Here is a 16,221-nt window from a genome sequence, read left to right as displayed (position 1 = left end):
GACAACGCCACGGTGAGCCTGGAAGTACGCGCTACGACGAGCGTAACGCTGAGCGAACAGCTGCTCCTGACCGACGCCATTACGGTACGGGAAGGTGTTGGCGCCAACGGTGTGGGTAACGGTCTTGGCCTTGCCTTCAACGGTGAGCTTGCCCCTGCGTCCGCGCAAAACGTGCTGCACCAGAACACGCCCAACCCGGTTCGTACCGAAACGGTGATCCGCTTCGAGCTGGCCGCTGCCGCTCCTGCGACGCTGACGCTGCGTGACGCTGCCGGCCGTCTGATTTCCGTTCGGGAGATCGACGCTGCTGCTGGTCTGAACGTGGTGGAACTGACGAACATCAAGGCTTCCGGGGTGCTGACTTACACGCTGACGGCGGGTGAGTTCACCGCTTCTAAGAAGATGGTGGTGGTTAAGTAAACTGCGCATACCGGACGCTCAAAGGTCCCCTCGGGGACGCTTTGAGGTCCATGTACCGAAGCCCCGCTGCTCCTTGATGGAGTGGCGGGGCTTTTGTTTGCAATAACTGAAAGCCCCCGCTTGAACATAGAAAGGTTGATTATTTTCAATTGGGGTAAACCCGCCCCTCTTTTTCGGGTTATTCCCTCTATGAGAACTGCTATGAAACCATTCCTGTTTTTGTTACTGCTGGCGCTGGCCATTGGAACCTCCTCTTGTGATCAGCCTGCGGGAGATACAGCGGAAGTCGTTACTTCCGATACAGGTGATACTCCTAAACCGGGGGAGAAATTCATGAAGGACGGTGTGAAAACCATTATTTTGGAGGCACAGCCCTGGCCAGTAGGGGATGGGGATTATCCTGCAGCTGAGGGTTTCAACGCCACAGCTTCTGATGAAAAGGCTATCCGCCTGGCCGATAGTATTGTGAAGTACCACGGTGGCTGGGAAGCCTATGCGAATACCCGGTACATCACCTGGAATTTCTTTGGTGCGCGGCAGTTAAGCTGGGATAAGCAAGAGAAACGAGTTCGTATTGAAGTACCCAAAGACAATACATTATACCTGTTGGATTTCAGTGATGAAGAGAATCTGACGGGCCGTGTTCGCCGATTTGGAGAGGAAGTGACTGATGCCGATAGCCTGGCAATCTTCCTGAATAAAGCCCATTCCATTTGGATCAATGACAGTTACTGGCTGGTACAACAGTTTAAATTGAAAGACAGTGGTGTTACCCTGAAATTTGGTGGTGAGGTACGAATTGATCCACAAGGTAAGCGCCCTTGTTATCTACTGGACATGACTTTTGAGGAGGTCGGTGATACGCCTGGCAACAAATATCGGTTGTACGTTGATAAGGCGACCTATCGGATTAATACCTGGCAGTTCTTCCGTAATGCTACTGACGAGGAGCCAGCGATGGAGACACCCTGGAACGGCTATCTTCCCTATGAGGGTATTGTGTTATCAGGTGATCGGGGAGGACGCTTTCAACTTGGCCCAATTAGTGTGAATGCCACCTTAAGTGAAAAAATTTTTACGGAGTTTTAATGGCCTGAAGAGGTTTAAAACCCAATACGTTTGCGTTGGATCGAAAGTTCCTTTGTGTCCAGCTTAAGGTGGTCTACATCAGATTTAAGGATCCGAATGCTTTTGCCCTTGTCTTTTGCTTTAACGTCTTCCACAGAGCGCCTCAGGTCATGTTGGCGTAGTACATCGGTAACGATTTTACGAACGGAGCGAGCATTACCGAAGAAAGAATCACGGTATTTGTGCAGGAACCGCAGGTAGGAGGATATGTGCTTACTTGCCGCTGGCGTTAATTGTGCATTTTGATCGACGAACATACGTTCGGCAATCTCCATCAATTGCTCTGGCGGATAGTCTTCGAAGCGTAGTGTTTTGTCAAACCTGCTGCTGAGGCCTGGGTTTGCCTTCAGGAAGGTATCCATATTATCGGGATAGCCTGCGACACAAACAAAGAACTCTCCCCGACGGTCTTCCATTCGTTTTAGCAAGGCTTGGATAGCCTCGTCACCAAAATCCCCGCGTTGAGATGATTTCTGGGTAAGGGAGTAAGCTTCGTCAATAAACAGGACGCCGCCGATGGATTCGTCGACCTTCTTAGCTGTTTTCTCAGCGGTTTGCCCAACGTATCCGGCCACCATTCCCTGCCGATCAGTTTCTACGATATGACCGCGCTCAAGAATGCCCAGCGCATTGTACAGCTTGGCAAGAATACGGGCCACGGTAGTCTTACCTGTTCCGGGGTTACCAATCAGTACAGTATGCAGGTGGAAGCTGTTTAATACGTCCCGACCAATCTGTCGGTAATACCGTACCAGGCTTACCAGGTCATGGAGTTGCCGCTTTATGTTCTCCATGCCGATGAGGCTGTCGAGTTCTCCTAAAGCTTCTTTAAGCATTTCGTCGTTGATCGGGATGGCTGGGGGCTCCTTCTTTGTGAGGCCCTTTATTTTGTTGACGTCATCCAGTTCAATGGTGCTAAGTTGTTCGGTAGTGAGTTCAGCTGTCTTCTCCTCGTCCTTCATCAGGCGCAGAGCCATCTGGACTTTAGCTTTTTCAACCAGGTCGTGGACGTAGCGGGCATTTCCGAAAGACCGGTCTCTGGTACGATAGGCTTTGGTGATGATCTCATCAATCCGCGCTTTGCCCGAGGTGGTGAGTTCTACCCCCTGCTGTTCGGCCGCATAGTCTGCAATCGTACTAAGTTCTTGTGGCAGGAAGTCACGGAAGTCATAATTATGCTTAAAGCGTGATTTTAGCCCGGTGTTACTGTCCAGGAACCGTTTCATTTCGTCGGGGTAACCGGCAACGATCACCGCCAGGTCACCGGAGCCATTGGACATTTCTTTAACGAGGATTTCAATCACCTCCCGGCCAAAGTCTTTACCGTCATCATTACTGCGGGCCAGGGCGTAGGCTTCGTCGATGAACAAAACACCACCCCTGGCACGATCAATGACTTCACGGGTTTTGGGCGCCGTTTGACCAATGTATTCGCCAACGAGATCAACCCGGTCAGCCACCACCGTATGCCCACTGGAAAGCAGGCCCATTTTACGGTAAAGCTGGCCCATCATTCGGGCTACGGTGGTTTTTCCGGTACCTGGATTACCGATGAATACGGAATGTACATCCATACCCTTATCCATTTCAAAGCCGCGCTCCTGGCGTAATTGTAGGAATCGGATATAAACGGCGTGTTCCCTGACCTGGCGCTTTACTTCGTGCAATCCGGTGAGGGCGTTGAGGCGCGCCATAATGTCTTCGAAACTGTCATCAGAATCTTCTGGTTTTGGTGCGAGTACAAGGCCGTTTTCTTTACCCGGCAGGTAAACGGAGGGGTAGCCGGGAATGGCTTCGTCGTCTACAGTGAAGGGAATACTGGCAATTAGTTTGTCGAGGAAGACAATGTCAGCTGTATAGTTGTTGGCACGCCAAAGGTTAGGGTTAGCGGCTCCCCAGCCAGCAGTAACTTTAATAATGTCCTGCTCTTTTTTTACTTGTTGCAGGCGAATGACCTGCCCCTTAAGTTCCCTCGCCTGGTTGTGGAATTTGGTAAATAATTCCAGGTGCCATTCTTCTTCTGGCTGTAGGTTGCGGAAGCTTAGTTCAAGGTATATGTAGCGGGTTTCTTTAACGGCGAATTCCTTGAGAAAAATGCGATCGGCTTCCATCACATCATCATAAGGGCCCTCGTAAAGCCTAGCAGTGACCAGTTCCAGGTACTTCTCTACGGACTCTTTCGGCTCCCAATCTTCATCTAAAGTTTCGGAGATGTTATCACCTGGCTCGATGATGTAGAAGTACTTGCTACCTACCTTCTGGCCATCAATGTAGGCCTCCCAGTAATACGTGCCGCGTTGCCAGAAGGTACCCTGTTTTTGATTTCCCCAGCCCTCTCTGAGGTAAATTACATTATCAAATTTGCTGATCTCCTTTTCGATGGTTAGGCTACAGATTTCAGTCTGCTCTACTTCGCTAATGCTGAAACATTTCAACTCTACACGTAGGGACCAGTCCTCGAGATCAAATTTTTTATTGAAGAGCGAAAGCTCGGTATAGATGTAGGCGGTTTCAAACCGATCAAAGACCTGACGGTACTTCTTAACGTTCTCCCAGAGGTATTCTGTAGAGTTATAGACCTTGAGTTCTTTGAACTTGTAGGGCGGAAGTTTGATTTCGGTGTCGTCCTGGCTGCTATGCATTACAAGTAAAGTAAAACAAAAAAAAGGTGCCATGCAAATAGAATCAGAGGAGTGGCTCGGTCCGATGACATGACTGGATGAAGTAGAGAAGCTTATTAATTGGGAAACGTTGTTTTTAAACCTTTGGTATTCGGTGACAATGGGCGCCCCGATAGTTATAGGGGCAGGTGTAGCAGCTATTTAAAGGCAAGATTAGACAGGTGCCGGACAAAAAAAGGCGCGCCGAACAATAGTCGGCGCACCCCAAAACCACCTATCTAAACTTGGAGGCAAAACACATTGATTGCTTGCTTCCAAGTTTGACGGTTCGACCAATAAACTGTTATACCGGAATTTGGTTGCGAAAAGATGGAATTTTTTGTGTTCCTCTTTTCATACTTCATGTGAACGGGCTGGAATAATTGTCTAACGGAAGCATTCTCAGTAGGTTAAGCACAGGTTAAAATTGGAAGAGTAATTATGCTCGCAACTTATTTTTCTTCTGGTGTAGTTACCTTGGAGAATCAAAACCCTTTTATCATGACCCAGGACGCTCTTACTGATATGAAGTGGCGCCGTTTTGACGGCCGCCGGATCGAACTGCCCATCTCGGATGCAGTTCGGGAAACACTCCTTCGTGAAAAGGCCGCCGGACATCGCCTTAAAGTATGTATTGGTACCGATAGCCAGGTCCGGGGAAAGGTGTCGGAATTTGCCACCGTAATCGTTTTTGTACGCGAGAAGAAGGGCGGTTTCATGTTCATTGCCAACTACAAGAGCCACCAAAAGATGTCCATTCGTGAACGGATGATTTTGGAAGTTGCTCGCTCGGTTGAAATCTCCTACGCGCTCTGCAACCTCCTCGATGAGCACAATGTAGAGTTGGAAGTTCATGCAGACATTAACACTGACCCTTCCTTCGAATCCAATACGGCGCTCAAGGAGGCCATGGGCTACATTCTCGGTATGGGATTCGTGTTCAAGGCTAAGCCAGATGCTTTCGCCAGCTCTGCTTGCGCAGATAAGGTTTGCTAAGGAGTCTTTGTAATAAGAAAGTTAATGACGGGCTGTTCCTCCTAGGGGCAGTCCGTTTTTGTGGTGCCCCTGCTGCTATATTCCTTCCCTTGCACCTGCGGCCGCGCCCCTGAAAACTACTCTTCCACGAAATGGTCAGCAGTATCGACTTGCTTCTGCTTTTGCCACTTTGGCCGCTGAAAGAAGGCATAAGCGAGGGCAAAGATCACCAGCCAATAAAAGATCTCGACCGACCAGGCAAGCACCATCGTACCCCATGAGGCCCGGACTACGGCAAAAATGCTGATTACGTAACCAGCAGCAGTAAGGCCCTGCAGCTTTAGCGCCAGTGTGGTTTCTCCCGCTCCGATCAGGCCGTTAAAAAAGATGCTGCCAAAGCTAAATGTGGTCAAAATGCCCCACAGTACCCAGAAAACCGGGTATGCCTCTTTGATGAGATATGCCCGTTCGTCGCCTAAAATAGGGTAGAGTACCTGGGTCGGGAAGGCCAATAAAGGTAGGATCATTATTGTGGTGATGCCCAGGCACAAAAAAGAGGTTTTCCATAAGACGGTACGTACTTTTTCTGGCTGCCCGGCGCCGACAAAGTAACTGGCCATCGTGTTGATACCCGTGCAAAACCCCCAGGCAGGGATGGAAAGAATCAGGTACGCAATCCGAACAATGTTGGTAATGGCTAACGAGCGTTCCCCGAAGTTCTCCACCAGACCAAAAAAAACAAAGCCACTACCCAGCCCCACTACGGACATGGCGACGATCGGCACCGATAAACCAAAGATGTCCCGAATAATCACGGGGTCCCACTTTGGGAATTTAAAGATGTCATAAATCCGGTTCTTACGGTCAAAAGCCATATAGATCAGGAAAATGATCAAAGCAATATACTCTGATATGGTGCTGGCTAACCCTGCCCCGGCAATGCCCATTTCGGGAAAACCATACATGCCGAAAATGAGGGCCCGGTCCAGAAAAATGTTGGTGGCCGCGAGAATGAAGGTGTCAACAATGATGAAAACCGGTCGGGCAATACCCGTGTAAAACGCGACACAGGCTACGCCCAAATAGCTGGCAAAAACGCCCCATTTCCTTGTTTCGAGGTACTCGAGCGCTTTGTAAAAGATAACGTCGGAGTCAACGAGTCCGGCAAATAGCCAGTAGGACCCAAAGGTCATGAAGAGGAATAGGAGTCCGGCCAGGACTAACTCAAAATAGACTGTGCTGTAAAATACACGACCGACACTTTCCGGTTTTTCCTGACCAGCCAGGCGGGCCATCAGGATTTGTCCTCCCCGGCTGAAACCGAAACCTATCGCTGCCACGATGATGTAAAAAGCGGCGACAAATCCGATGGCGGCAAAATCTTCTTCACTCTTATAGTAAAGGAAGACGCTGTCGGTCATCGCTACCACGTTTTGGGCCGCGCTACCAATAATGATAGGAATAGAAACTTTCCAGATGTCGCGATAGGAGGTGCTCAGCTTCACGCAACAAATATATAGTGCAGCGAGTTAGTGGGGGCAAGTCAATGAGTGGCTGAGTCACTGAGTTACTGAGTGGCTACCGCAGGCACCGTTCACGGCGCTGCGCTTGCTCACCTTGGGCGAATGAGCGCAGCGAAATGAGTGACAGCAGCGGTAGCCTATAAGCGGAGCGTCTACAAAGCACGAAGTGCTGTCTACAAGGTCGCGTAGCGATCGTCTACCGAGAAAACGAGCGCAGCGAGTTTTCGTCTAACTACCCCTTGCCTAATTCCTCCGCCCGCGCAAGCGCAGCTTTAGCACCATTTTTGATGTCTTCGAAAACACTGGTCGCCCGGAAGGTATTCATCGCCGCTTCAGTTGTGCCGCCTTTGGAGGAGACGCGCGCGATCCATTCTGCGCAGGATAGGTCGTTTTTCATCTGTAATTCTACCGCTCCGCGAAACGTTTGCGCTACCAGGAGTTCTGCCTGGCTTTCGTTGAAACCCATTTCACGTGCTGCTTCAATCATGGCCTCCATGAAGTATAAAACGTAGGCGGGCCCACTGCCGGATATCGCAGTAGTGGCATCAATGGCGTGTTCACTGTCTACGTAGATGGCTTTACCCGTGGTATTGAGCAGGTTTTGGACAAGTACAAGTTCAATCCGCGTTACTGCGTCACTGGCGGTGTAGCTGGTCATCCCCAGGCCGATCTGAGCAGGCAGGTTTGGCATGGCCCGGATAACTTTTTCTACTCCCAGCCCACGTTGAATGGTCTCGATGGTGATCCCGGCCATAATGGAAAGGTAGACCTGTTGGGGGTCAGTTGAGGGCCGAAGCGTAGCGAAAAGACTAGCACTATCTTGTGGTTTAACGGCAAGAATAATGAGGTCCGCAACATTCAGGCAGGCCGCAGGGTCAGTGTACACTACCCCTATTTTTTCTCCACGAAGCTTTTCTGCCTGTTCCGTACTACGTTCGAGCACCATAAGGTCTTCCGGATTCACAAGGTGAGCCCTTAGTAAACTGCGGGCATAGGTCTTACCCATGTTGCCGCCGCCGATGATTAGAATTTTCATGTTCCTGGGGTTGTTTTCTGGCCCGAAGGTACGTCTAGTCTATCTCCTGAAGAGGATTCGGGAGAACACATAAACGGAGTAATTCCGATCCTGAAAAGACATACCAGCGGTTGACTGCAGGATGTTCTGAAGGAAAGAAATATGCGTAAGCCAATTGTTTTTCAGGTCAAAAGCGAACTAATTGTTCACCACTGTATTAATTGTAGACACGGCTTTGTCGTTGCTTTGATGATTTCCCTTTAAGAATTTACTTTTCTCATAACTTTTAAGCCGATAGAAATGCCTACTATTGAAGATGCTATACAACAACCTACGTTCAAAACTGCTGCTCACCGGGCACAGGTAAATACCATATTTACCGCGGCATGGCTGAATCAGCTGACGGGAAGGGCACTCAAACCATTTGGGCTGAGCCTGCAGCAGTTTAATATTCTGCGCATTCTGCGCGGCAGGGCAGGGAAACCGGCTACCGTTAAACTGCTTACGGAACGGATGATTGATAAGATGAGTAACGCCAGCCGACTGGTAGACAAGCTGAAAGAGAAAGGCTTTGTGGAGCGCCGTGAGTGCCCATCGGACCGTCGCCGTGTAGATATTCTTATTACGGACGCAGGCCTTGATATGATCGAGCGTGCCAGCGAAGCAGTTGAGGCTTCCCGGGAGTTGGCTTTTAGTCAACTGACCGATGAAGAGGCAGTGACCCTGAGCAAGTTGTTGGATAAACTCCGGGGATAAGCAGATTGGAGAAGAGCCGCTATAGTATGCTCAGCGCTTTAACTCTCTTCCTTTTCAGGGTAGGCAATCCGCGCATGGTACACACTTTTGAGTATCGCTTTAAATACCCCCCGGCAAATTTCCAGCTCCTGAAAACTCAACCGGCTTTGTTCCAGCTGGCCCGAGGTTAATTTACCGCGGATGACACTATCCACCAGTGCGAAGAGTTCTTCTTCGTGGGGACTTTTTAGACTTTTACAGGCAGCCTCCGTACTGTCGGCAATCATCAGGATCGTCTGCTCTTTGGTGACCGGCCTTGGGCCTGGGTAGCGAAAGTCAGCTTCTTCGGCTTCACGCTGCGGGTTGTCTTTGATGTAGGCACGGTAAAAGAACTCGGTCCGGGTAGTTCCGTGGTGCGTATGAATAAAATCGATAATAACCTTCGGTAGGCCTGCCTGCCGGGCCAGCTTAATGCCTTCATTAACGTGGCCAATAATGATGGCGGCACTTTCCTTCGGGCCGAGTTTTTCGTGGGGGTTGGCCCCCGTTTGGTTTTCAATGAAAAACCCGGGATTGGTCACTTTACCAATGTCATGGTACATCGCGGCAGTTTTAACCAGGAGTGCATCAGCTCCGATGGCCCTCGCTGCCTGCTCTGACATGTTGGCCACATTAAGCGAGTGCTGCCAGGTGCCGGGCGCCAATCGGGCGAGGCGTTCCAGTAAGGATTGGTTCATGTCGCTTAGTTCCCCAAGCGTAATGGGGGAGATGAATCCGAACATTCTTTCCAGAAGCGGAATCAGCGGGTAGGCAAGGAGGCAGAGGAAAACATTGCCTCCGATCCAGGCGATGGTTGGGTAATTTACGGTACTCCAGGTACCACCCCGCATCAATTCAAGCCCCACAAATCCTACGACGTAGAAAGAAAAAAGGAGGAACAAACTACGGAAGAATCGGCCCCAATCCCGGGTGTCGATGTCCATCACGATGACCACCACCCCGGCCATCAGGCTGAGGAAGGTGAAGTTGTATCCCTGGTTGGTGAGAAAGCTGGCAATCAGGACCACGCAAACGTGTACGAAGAAGGCGAGTCGTTCCGAAAAGAATATCCGGATAACGATCGGTACAATGCAGAAGGGAACGAGGTAAGTGCTTACCCCGGGACTCAGTTCCACCGTTCGGACCAGCAATGCGTAGAGCATCAGCCACATGACGATGAAAATAAGATTTTTTATCCTGCTGTAGATCAGCGGGAAGAAAGAACGGATATAAAGGAAGAGCAGCAAAACCACCAGGCCAATTTGGATGGCATAGCCACCGAAGACGCTCCAGAAGGTCGTCTGCGTACTCAGGCTTTGGTTGTAGAGCCGTCGGTAACTGAGTAATTCCTGGTAGTCATTGTCGGTGACCGGGTCACCCCGGTCAATGATTTCCTGCCCCTGCCGTAAGAGCCCGTCGAAGGGACTGACGGCCGCGATCGCGTCCTGGCGTAGCTTCTGCGTAAGGGAATCGTTGTAGAAAACGTTATGGGTGAACTTGTCCTCCAGCAGCTCCAGCAGAAATTCGGGAGACTTGAGGTTGGTGTAGAAGAGGCTGTCCTGCAACCAGGCCCGGGCATCGCCCGGGGTGAGCAGCTGGGCAATGGTCCGCTGTCGCTGTTCATTACCGTTGAGGATGGTGATCACGGTAGACATGCCGCGTTCTTCTTCTTCCGTCCTGGCTTTGATGATGCCCTGGTTGTAAAGTTTGTCCAGCACCCGCAGGCCGTAGCGACGGTGGCGTTCCGGCTGGCGCAGCAGGTCACGGTTCTCCCCCCGGGCCCGGGCGGTGTCCAGCCTGATCTTAAATTCGTCCAGAAACCGGGCGCGGGCATCACGCGCCACTTCCTGGTTCAGCCGGTAAACGGGTTTAGCGCTGGTACGAACGGCTTCTTTTTCATTTTTAAAGTCTTCCTCTGGCTTCAATACGGGGATGTCGTAGGGAGCTTCCAATCGGGAGTACCCCCATTGTTGCCCACGCTCGAACTCAAAGGGGAACTTCAGGTTCTTCGGATACAGTAAACTAATGACGATCACGGCCGTGAGACCGAGCAACCACCGGAGCAGGCGGCGGGTAAGGCGGGAGCGTTTGTTTGGCGTTGAAGTTTGAATGGCGGTTTGGTCTATTGGTCGGTTCGTACTATTTAGTCCGTTGGATTGGGAAAGGTAACAATTCGCAAGATAGGAGGTTGTGGGCTACCGAGGGTGTGCCCTGCTCTTTAAAACCTTTTTTTGCACCTGCGCACCGTCGCCCCCTCTTACAAGTCACACAGTCAGGGAGTCACACAGTCAAAGCGTACCCAACACCTTGCATCACCTGCAATTTGCTTATTTCAGTGATTTTTCTTCAGCCCGCAGCAAAGACTTGCGCCCATAAACCGAGCAAATCGGGCATTTCAGCATTTTATGCCCCCTGGCCGGGCAGTACTCCCGACCAAAAAAAATGACCTGCAAATGCAGCTTGTTCCAACTCTCCTCAGGAAATAACCGCTTCAGGTCTTTCTCGGTGTTTTCCACGTTCTTACCCGTCGAAAGCCCCCAGCGATAGGCCAGCCGCTGGATATGTGTATCGACCGGAAAGGCCGGTACGCCAAACGCCTGGCTCATCACTACCGCCGCAGTTTTATGGCCCACTCCGGGCAGGGCTTCGAGGGCATCCCAGTCTTGCGGCACCACGCCGCTATGCTCTTCGGTGATGATTCTACTCAGCTCCTTGATGGCTTTACTCTTGCGTGGAGACAAGCCACAGGGACGAATAATCTGCCGGATTTCCTCCACATCAACGTGCATCATCTCCTCCGGTTTGTCGGTTACCTCCCAGAGGTGTGGCGTTACCTGGTTGACCCTAACGTCGGTGCATTGAGCCGACAGCAGCACCGCCACCAATAAGGTGTACGGATCGGTATGATCTAACGGAATCGGGACGGTAGGGTAGAGGTCGTCCAGAATGAGGTGGATGTTGGCGGCTTTCTCGGCTTTGGTCATGGGGGCAGTTTTTCAAGTTGTCGGGGTGTCGAGTTGTCGGGTCGCAAGGTACTGTTTGACTCCCTGACTTTTTGACTGCGTGACTTAAAAGGGGGCGGGGCCGCAGGTGCAGGGAAATGGTTAAAGGGCAAGGGAGGGGTACTTGCTAGCGCTTACGTTGTACTTTGTGGCAGTAGAGTATGAAAAGCAAATGTTTGTCATCTTGAACGAATATTTACAATTATGAGGATACATGAAGTTGCTATTGGTCTGTTCCTTTTTGCACTGCTACTTATTAGCTGCAATGCAAATGATAACGGAAAAGCATCGCTTAAAACATCCACACAACAAAAATCAGAAAAAGATAGCCTGTCACTCTTTTCCGAAAACAAGCTTATTGTTGCCGACGGTATTGAAAATGAAGGAAACAGTTCAGGTGTGACAGTTGCAGAACTGGATTCTCTAGTTGATGGTTTGGCGAACCAAGATTCGGAAGTCCCAGTGTCCTTGGATTTAATTTACGGGACCCACGTATTTGAAACGGACTTGCTTATTGCGGCATTTGCAAACGATAAATATTATTTAGTCGATAAGCTAATTAAGGAGCATCAGTATGTTGAGAGGATGAATGATTCGCTAAGGATGACGTTGCTTTTTAATGCCGTAAGACAGAAGGCTTTTAAATATATAGAGATAGTGAGTGCGAGCGGCGTCGATTTGAACTTTTGTTTTGAGAGCAAATACGGCCTTCGCGGGGTGATTGACGTGCTGATTGAAGCAGAGGATGACGAAACATTAGATTATCTTCTGTCGAAAGGGCTATCACCAAATGGCTGCGCTACTAAGGATTATGTTGGGTCTTACACCCCTCCACTTGCCAGGGCCATAGTGAGTCAAAACCTTGGCGTGGTCCGATCATTGGTTGAGTATGGTGCCGATTTAGAGGCTCGATACTCAGCTTCTTCCGAGGATTGTTGGCCATGCGCTGAAAGTATCACTCCGATGCATGATCTAAGTATGGATTGGTACGAAAATGATAGTATTAAACATAGGATTGCTGAATATGTCCTAAGGAAGTATGTACTTACGGATAGTCCGAAAAAAATAGAAGTTCTGAGCGACGTCCTGAACTATTCGTCATATAGTCAAGATACTATCATCGTAGAGATGCTAATCGACAGAGGGGCCAAGATTGAATTTGGGGGTAATTCAAGTTTGTTGTCCGCAGTTACGTTTTCGAATTGGATGATGGTTAGGAAATTACTGCAAAATGGTGCAGATCCTAATTTTTTTCTAAAGGATCAAGGAACTCCAGCACATGTGTCTTTGAATTGCTGCGGAGATGGTTTTGGCGATGGGATAACGAAGTACAGCAGGGAACAGACCTTGCGTTACCTAAAGATGTATGGTGCCGATTTTAAGACTAAATACGAGGTGGAAGGATATGGTAATTTTAGTGTGGAAGACCTAATGGAAATGCGGAACATCGAAATAGATTAGATTGACTGGAGTGATAAATCTTCAATTGTAAATCCTGAATCGGAAATTGTAAATTCTATCCCACAATCCCCCCCAGCTCCCGAATATCCCGAATCCGATAAGTCTCCCCTAAATTTTTCCGATCCGCAAAACCGGGATGGCGCAGCCAGCAAGCGTCAAAGCCATAATCTAACGCACCTTTAACGTCGGCATTGGCGTTGTCCCCGATGACGAGGACGGAGGATTTGTCCACCCCGTCCATCTGCGCGTAGGCGTGGTCCCAGAACCCGGCGTGTGGCTTCGCCACACCAATCTCGTCGGAGATAACGATGAACTCGAAGTACTCCCCCAAACCCGTGTTTGCCAGGCGGGGGCGCTGTACTTCTTTCAGCCCGTTGGTCACGAGGCCTAATTTGTACTTACCCTTCAGACTGTCCAGCAGCGCTATCGCGCCGTCGAGCATGTGCGTTGATTCCGACAGGTAGGTCCGATAATCAAAAGAGAGTTCTTCCGCAGGATGGTCAAGACGGTAGTGCTCCAGTAACCGTTTGAAACGGATGGACCGCAGTTGCTCCTTGGGCAAGAAACCCTGCTCGTAGTCCGACCAGGCCCGGTGGTTGATAACCCGGTACTGGGCGAGCACTTCGTCGGACCAGTCAATGTCGCGCGTTCGCAACGTCAGCTCCAGGGCAGAAGCTTCGGCGGCGCTGAAATCCCAGAGGGTGTTGTCGGCATCGAAGAGTAGCCAGGTGTATTTCATAGTCAAAGAGTCAGATAGTCAAAGAGTCAAATAGGCGGAGGCAGATTTCGCAATAGGCGGTAGCGAGCAAAGGTTCAGCTCGTTAGAGCTTTGTATCACAGACCTGTACTTTAGTGTAGGTAAGGCCAACCGCAACCCGGCTATCTTTCAAGAAGCGATGCCCATTGTTGTCTTGGTGCTAATAGACCAACAGTACCAATAGACCAATAGCACCAATAGTCTAATACCTCCAATTAAAGCTCCGCTTTAATCCCGTCCGCCAATTCCTGCGCCCGTTCCTTAGTCCCCGCCTCGGCGTAGACCCGGACAATGGGCTCCGTATTGGAGGCCCGCAGGTGGACCCACCCGTCTGGGAAGTCGAGTTTCAAACCGTCGATGTCGCTGGTGCGAACGTCGGGGAATTTGGCGCGAACGCGGGCGAAGGCGGCGTCAAGATCGTAGGTGTTGTCTACTTCTTTTTTGTCCTTGATCATTTCGTAGTGGGCGTACCCATCGCGGAGTTCATTGATGCTTTTGCCAGAGGTGGCCAGGTGGCTGAGGACCAGTGCCAGGCCGATGAGCGAATCACGGCCGTAGTGCAGCTTAGGGTCAATGATACCGCCGTTGCCCTCGCCGCCGATGGCGGCACCTACTTCCTTCATCTTCGCTACAACGTTGACTTCCCCCACGGCGGAGGCGAAGTATTCCTGCCCGTGATGGGCGGCAATGTCTGCTGCTGCACGACTGCTGCTAAGGTTAGAGACGACCGGCCCGGGGGTATGGCGCAACACGTAGTCGGCAACGGTGACCAGGGTGTATTCTTCTCCGATCCAGCGGCCGCCGGGGCCGATGAGGGCGAGACGGTCTACGTCGGGATCTACGGCGATACCCAGGTCGGCGTCACCGGCCTTCATGCGGTCCATCAGATCCCCGAGGTGTTGGGGCAGCGGCTCGGGGTTGTGGGTGAATTGTCCGTTAAGTTCACCGTTGATGACTTCGCAGGTTACGCCGAGTTCGCGGCACAATGGCGGGATGGAGATGGCGCCTACACTATTGACGGCGTCTAGGACCACCTTGAAGCCAGCCTGGCGGATGGCCGCCACGTCAACGAGTGGGTGGTTCAGCACGGCGTTGATGTGATGCCGCAGGGCGGTGTCATCGGCGGTAAGGGAGCCAAGGTCATCGACGGAGCAGTACGTGATGTCTCCCGCTGCGGCCAATGCCATCAGGTCGGCACCAGCGGCAGCGGAGATGAACTCCCCCTTGCTGTTCAGCAATTTAAGGGCGTTGTATTCTTTAGGGTTATGACTGGCGGAGAGGATGATGCCTCCTCCGGCCTGGTGTTGCACAACGGCCATCTCTACGGTGGGCGTGGTGGCAAAGTCGCAGTCGATCACGTCGATGCCAAGGCACTGCAGGGTGGCGGCGGTGAGGGCGGAGACTACCGGCCCGCTGGGCCGGCCATCCCGACCGATAACGACTTTGGCCGGCGCACCACTTTTAAGGAGCCAGGCACCGTATCCGGCTACGTTGGCGACGATGTCTTCGGGCGTAAGGTTGTCGCCGGCTTTGCCGCCGATGGTGCCGCGGAAGCCGGAAATTGATTTCTTTAAAGGCAAAGGGATTAGTATTTTGGTCTGTTGGAGTATTAGTCTGTTGGGCGAGGCAGCTGGCTGCACCCGGAGGGCGAAGGTAAGGTTTCGGACCTTGTTGACGTACTTTTGCGGTTAAGGAATCCGAGTTGTCCTGGGTTGTTCTTTCCGGATCGATGACAACCCGACAACCCGACAACTCGGCAACCCGACAACTCGATAACCTTTAACCATGGACCTCACCCTCTTCGATTTCATCAATCAATCGCTGGCTAACCCGTTTTTTGATGTGGTCCTCCCTGTCTTTCGAGAGAAAACCACCTGGATTCCGTTATACCTGGTCATGCTGGTATTGCTGTACCGTGCCTACGGTTGGAAACGGACTTTATGGTTGCTGCTCTGCCTGGCGGCAGTGCTTACGGTGGCGGATCAGTTCGCTGCCTCCGTCCTAAAGCCCTGGATCGGCCGGCTCCGCCCCTGTGCGGAACCAACGGTAGCGGACCATGCCCGTATTCTGGTGGGCTGTGGTGGCCGTTTTAGCTTTCCGTCAAATCATGCTACTAACCACTTTGCCGTAGCGATGGTCCTGAGCCTGACCTGGCTACAATACCATGCCGCAGGTTGGCGAATCGGGATTTTCCTGTGGGCAGCGGCCATTTCAGTGGCGCAGGTCTACGTCGGAAAGCATTACCCCGGGGATATCCTGGCTGGCGCGCTGCTGGGTTGCGGACTGGCCTGGGTGGGGGTGCTGTTGTACCGGCGTTGGGCGGGAGAGGAGGCTATTGGAAAAGGTAAAGCAAAAAAGGCATAAGGAGAACCACCTTTTCTCTCTTTCCTTGCTCCTTTTGTCCCTTTTTCAGCACCTGCGACAGCGCCTACGGAAGTATTCAGGCATCAGGTTTTAGTATTCCATGGCTTCTTCCTTAATGCCTGAATGTTCTTAATGGTTATTT

General features: G+C 51.2%; 13 protein-coding genes. 6 read left to right on the top strand and 7 right to left on the bottom strand.

All coding sequences use genetic code 11. The features are described from left to right. Positions 1-420 (top strand): T9SS type A sorting domain-containing protein (locus tag B036_RS30795; RefSeq protein WP_044103710.1); only part of this gene is annotated, 420 nt, incomplete at its 5' end. A gap of 201 nt (positions 421-621) precedes the next feature. Next, entirely contained in the window at positions 622-1,509 is an 888-nt protein-coding gene (locus B036_RS0123710) for a hypothetical protein (protein ID WP_020571236.1), read from the top strand. A 14-nt stretch (positions 1,510-1,523) separates the two neighbouring features. On the opposite strand, the gene B036_RS0123705 is transcribed toward B036_RS0123710, so the two are convergent. Beyond that, on the bottom strand, positions 1,524-4,190 hold the full coding sequence (locus tag B036_RS0123705; protein ID WP_020571235.1) for an AAA family ATPase: 2,667 nt from the start codon (positions 4,188-4,190) through the stop codon (positions 1,524-1,526). A 519-nt stretch (positions 4,191-4,709) separates the two neighbouring features. Here B036_RS0123705 and B036_RS0123700 point away from each other — a divergent pair. Further along, complete coding sequence (locus B036_RS0123700) at positions 4,710-5,204, top strand: ribonuclease H-like YkuK family protein (RefSeq protein WP_245557506.1); 495 nt, start codon at positions 4,710-4,712, stop codon at positions 5,202-5,204. Between the two features lie 116 nt (positions 5,205-5,320). Here B036_RS0123700 and B036_RS0123695 read toward each other — a convergent pair whose 3' ends face one another. Beyond that, positions 5,321-6,688, bottom strand: a complete 1,368-nt coding sequence (locus tag B036_RS0123695; protein ID WP_020571233.1) for an MATE family efflux transporter — start codon at positions 6,686-6,688, stop codon at positions 5,321-5,323. A 250-nt stretch (positions 6,689-6,938) separates the two neighbouring features. After that, positions 6,939-7,742: a pyrroline-5-carboxylate reductase gene (gene proC / locus B036_RS0123690; RefSeq protein WP_020571232.1), complete on the bottom strand. Its 804-nt coding sequence runs from the start codon at positions 7,740-7,742 to the stop codon at positions 6,939-6,941. Between the two features lie 279 nt (positions 7,743-8,021). On the opposite strand from proC, the gene B036_RS0123685 reads away from it, so the two are divergent. Further along, the gene (locus B036_RS0123685; RefSeq protein ID WP_020571231.1) at positions 8,022-8,477 is read left to right on the top strand and encodes a MarR family winged helix-turn-helix transcriptional regulator; all 456 of its coding nucleotides are present in this window, start codon (positions 8,022-8,024) and stop codon (positions 8,475-8,477) included. Between the two features lie 38 nt (positions 8,478-8,515). Here B036_RS0123685 and B036_RS0123680 read toward each other — a convergent pair whose 3' ends face one another. Together B036_RS0123680 and nth are read right to left on the bottom strand one after the other, a co-directional pair. Further along, the gene (locus B036_RS0123680) at positions 8,516-10,549 is read right to left on the bottom strand and encodes an HD family phosphohydrolase (RefSeq protein WP_020571230.1); all 2,034 of its coding nucleotides are present in this window, start codon (positions 10,547-10,549) and stop codon (positions 8,516-8,518) included. A 273-nt stretch (positions 10,550-10,822) separates the two neighbouring features. Further along, on the bottom strand, positions 10,823-11,479 hold the full coding sequence (gene nth, locus B036_RS0123675) for an endonuclease III (protein WP_020571229.1): 657 nt from the start codon (positions 11,477-11,479) through the stop codon (positions 10,823-10,825). Positions 11,480-11,701: 222 nt separating this feature from the next. Here nth and B036_RS0123670 point away from each other — a divergent pair, with 222 nt between their 5' ends. Next, positions 11,702-12,958: an ankyrin repeat domain-containing protein gene (locus tag B036_RS0123670; RefSeq protein ID WP_020571228.1), complete on the top strand. Its 1,257-nt coding sequence runs from the start codon at positions 11,702-11,704 to the stop codon at positions 12,956-12,958. A 55-nt stretch (positions 12,959-13,013) separates the two neighbouring features. On the opposite strand, the gene B036_RS0123665 is transcribed toward B036_RS0123670, so the two are convergent. Together B036_RS0123665 and glmM are read right to left on the bottom strand one after the other, a co-directional pair. Next, positions 13,014-13,697, bottom strand: coding sequence for a YjjG family noncanonical pyrimidine nucleotidase (locus tag B036_RS0123665; RefSeq protein WP_020571227.1), 684 nt, complete (start codon positions 13,695-13,697; stop codon positions 13,014-13,016). Positions 13,698-13,930: 233 nt separating this feature from the next. Next, positions 13,931-15,295, bottom strand: coding sequence for a phosphoglucosamine mutase (glmM, locus tag B036_RS0123660; RefSeq protein ID WP_020571226.1), 1,365 nt, complete (start codon positions 15,293-15,295; stop codon positions 13,931-13,933). 205 nt (positions 15,296-15,500) lie between these two features. On the opposite strand from glmM, the gene B036_RS0123655 reads away from it, so the two are divergent. Then, positions 15,501-16,079 (top strand): phosphatase PAP2 family protein, encoded by a 579-nt coding sequence (locus tag B036_RS0123655; protein ID WP_020571225.1) that lies wholly within the window; start codon positions 15,501-15,503, stop codon positions 16,077-16,079. Positions 16,080-16,221: the final 142 nt, after the last annotated feature.

Source organism: Neolewinella persica DSM 23188, from assembly GCF_000373105.1.
Lineage (GTDB): Bacteria > Bacteroidota > Bacteroidia > Chitinophagales > Saprospiraceae > Neolewinella > Neolewinella persica.
Note: the sequence above shows the minus strand (reverse complement) of the source record. Positions and strands in the feature narration are given on the sequence as shown.

Bases quoted from the DNA above. Each gene is read 5' to 3' on its own strand.
- B036_RS0123655 (WP_020571225.1), top strand. From the start codon at position 15,501: ATGGACCTCACCCTCTTCGATTTCATCAATCAATCGCTGGCTAACCCG.
- B036_RS0123710 (WP_020571236.1), top strand. From the start codon at position 622: ATGAAACCATTCCTGTTTTTGTTACTGCTGGCGCTGGCCATTGGAACC.
- B036_RS0123700 (WP_245557506.1), top strand. From the start codon at position 4,710: ATGACCCAGGACGCTCTTACTGATATGAAGTGGCGCCGTTTTGACGGC.
- B036_RS0123705 (WP_020571235.1), bottom strand. From the start codon at position 4,190: ATGCATAGCAGCCAGGACGACACCGAAATCAAACTTCCGCCCTACAAG.
- B036_RS0123665 (WP_020571227.1), bottom strand. From the start codon at position 13,697: ATGAAATACACCTGGCTACTCTTCGATGCCGACAACACCCTCTGGGAT.
- proC (WP_020571232.1), bottom strand. From the start codon at position 7,742: ATGAAAATTCTAATCATCGGCGGCGGCAACATGGGTAAGACCTATGCC.
- nth (WP_020571229.1), bottom strand. From the start codon at position 11,479: ATGACCAAAGCCGAGAAAGCCGCCAACATCCACCTCATTCTGGACGAC.
- B036_RS0123685 (WP_020571231.1), top strand. From the start codon at position 8,022: ATGCCTACTATTGAAGATGCTATACAACAACCTACGTTCAAAACTGCT.
- B036_RS0123670 (WP_020571228.1), top strand. From the start codon at position 11,702: ATGAGGATACATGAAGTTGCTATTGGTCTGTTCCTTTTTGCACTGCTA.